3 protein-coding genes are annotated in these 2,225 nt (G+C 35.4%); 2 read left to right on the top strand and 1 reads right to left on the bottom strand.

Annotation, left to right across the window (positions count from 1 at the left end; genetic code table 11):
* The coding region (locus tag AC27VX_RS23630; protein WP_488698417.1) for an RHS repeat domain-containing protein at positions 1-1,213 on the top strand (1,213 nt) is incomplete at its 5' end.
* Between the two features lie 11 nt (positions 1,214-1,224).
* Entirely contained in the window at positions 1,225-1,581 is a 357-nt protein-coding gene (locus tag AC27VX_RS23625) for a hypothetical protein (protein WP_236855650.1), read from the top strand.
* Between the two features lie 431 nt (positions 1,582-2,012).
* Here AC27VX_RS23625 and AC27VX_RS23620 read toward each other — a convergent pair.
* On the bottom strand, positions 2,013-2,225 hold a 213-nt coding region (locus AC27VX_RS23620; protein WP_488698415.1), incomplete at its 5' end, for a hypothetical protein.

Raw genomic sequence — 2,225 nt, 5'->3', positions numbered from 1 at the left:
AAAACTATTTAAGAAAACTGTGGAAATTGAAGATGGTATCAATGGAACTGTCACCAGTACAACAGATGCAGATTATTTAGATGGATTTCAATACAGCCATACGACCACGCAGAGTAGCACCTCACCTGGTGGCGGTGGAACTCCTGTTGAAGAAGCAGAAGCGGCTTTTGCAGTATCCCCTATGAGAAAAGCCATGGAAATAGAAGCGTTCTCCGTAGAGCAGAGAAGAGTTCCTCCTCCCGCCATTAAGACTCCCGACTTACAGTTTTTCCCAACTTCTGAAGGATTTTATGATTATGGAAAAGATCAGTATATTTACCAGTATAAAGATCATTTAGGAAATACAAGGATAAGTTTCGGAAGAAACAGCGCAGGTGCTCTGGAAATCACTGATGCTAATGATTATTATCCTTTTGGGATGAACCATTTAAAAACAGGAAATTCATTCTTTGGACAGGGGACTTATAAGAATTATAAGTATCAGGGGCAAGAATTGCAGGAAACGGGTATGTACTCGTTTAAGTGGAGAAATTACATGCCAGATGTTGGACGATTTACCTCAGTAGACCCATTAAGTGAAAAATTTCCATATAATTCTACATACGCTTTCCAAGAAAATAAATTAGGAATGGGAAGAGAGTTTGAAGGTCTTGAGTTAGTTCCTTTCGAATTTCTGATGATGTCTAATTCTGCGGTAAGACCAACTACTCCTATTGCGGAAACGATGATACGGGAAACCCAGATTGAAGGAATTACATTAACTGGGAGAGCGACCCCACCACCTCAAATGGGATTTTTAGAAAGAATTGGAAATGCTATCAGCAAAGGTTGGGACTCTCTTACGGGTAATAACAAGCCTGAAACTACCAGCACTATGGATAAAACTGTAGAACAGGTAAAACCTGAAAGTATTACTGAACAAGTCAAACCGGAAAATAGCAACGAATTTACAAAACCTGAGGGTTGGGAAACGAAACAGACTAAAAGTCCTGGTGTACAGCATAAAGATCCAAATAATCCACGTAATAATGTTCGTGAAATGAAAGGGAACGAAGATAGTCCCAACCCTTTACAACAAAAGGATTATATAAAATATCAAAAGGATGGAGTACTTTATGATAAAAATGGGCAACCAACAAATGGAGGAAGAACACCAGAATCCCATATTCCAAAAACAGAATTTGATCAAACTAAAATGCCGCCTTTTGATTAATAAATAATATTATGTATAAAGAATTTAAAGAAAGATTAGTGGAATTGTCAGATATAAATCTGCAAAGGAAATTGTGGTTGAATATTGATAATACTACTGGGTTAGTATCTTCTTATTCGGAATTGTTTAATACTTTATTGGGTGATTTTGATTTTGATTATGAAATAGAAGATATAGACGATCATAATTTAAAGCAAAATCTTTTTAAATTAAAAGAAATGTTAGAGGAGTATCAAGAGCCTTCTTCTTATGAGGAAAATTATGATGATAATATTATTCTTGATGATCCAAAATGGAAAGAAATCGTAGACTTCACAAAAGTTATAATTGAAGATATGAATAGAGATTCTGCTATGCAAGATCTTTGACTTTGCACTGATAAAAAACAGAACAATAGAAATAAATCTTTGGGATAGTGTTTAGGGCTAGAATAAAAGGGCTGAATTTTTTATATTTGTGGTAATGAATAAAAAATCATGATGGAAAAGGACACTATCCCACGAAGTGTGTAAGTTAAAAAGTTAGGGCTTAGATTTTATAATCTGAGCCTTTTTTCAAAAATAAGAATAAATTGGTTTAGGACAATACCCCAATTTTGAATAGGCATCGTGGATATGCAAATAAAAACTCCAGTATAAGTTAAGCTACATTTTTGTAAATGTTTTTTTAATTATTAAATTCTTCGATTGTTTTGTAATTGAGTGTGCTATGCCTTCTTTTTTTATTGTATCCCGCTGGCAAAGTCTTCTGACTTTACACTGATAACCATAAACCCTCGCAAAAGCGAGGGTTTATGGTTTTACAAAGCAGCAGCATTTTTAGCAAAAAAGTCTTCAAACCCACCACCTGAGTCAGCGGTAATTTTGACGAATACCTGACCTATGACCTGAATGGAAACATCAGTAATCTCAAACGTACAGCGGCAGCTATGCCAGGAAACACTGCTACTTTGGTAGATAATCTTGATTATATCTATAATGGCAACCGCCTGACCCAAGTGATAGAAAATGCC

It is taken from the genome of Chryseobacterium sp. 14P4.3.2, assembly GCF_057799275.1.
This window is presented reverse-complemented; position numbering and strand designations above follow the sequence as displayed.

Coding starts and splice junctions, on each gene's coding strand:
- AC27VX_RS23625 (WP_236855650.1), top strand. CDS start 1,225: ATGTATAAAGAATTTAAAGAAAGATTAGTGGAATTGTCAGATATAAAT.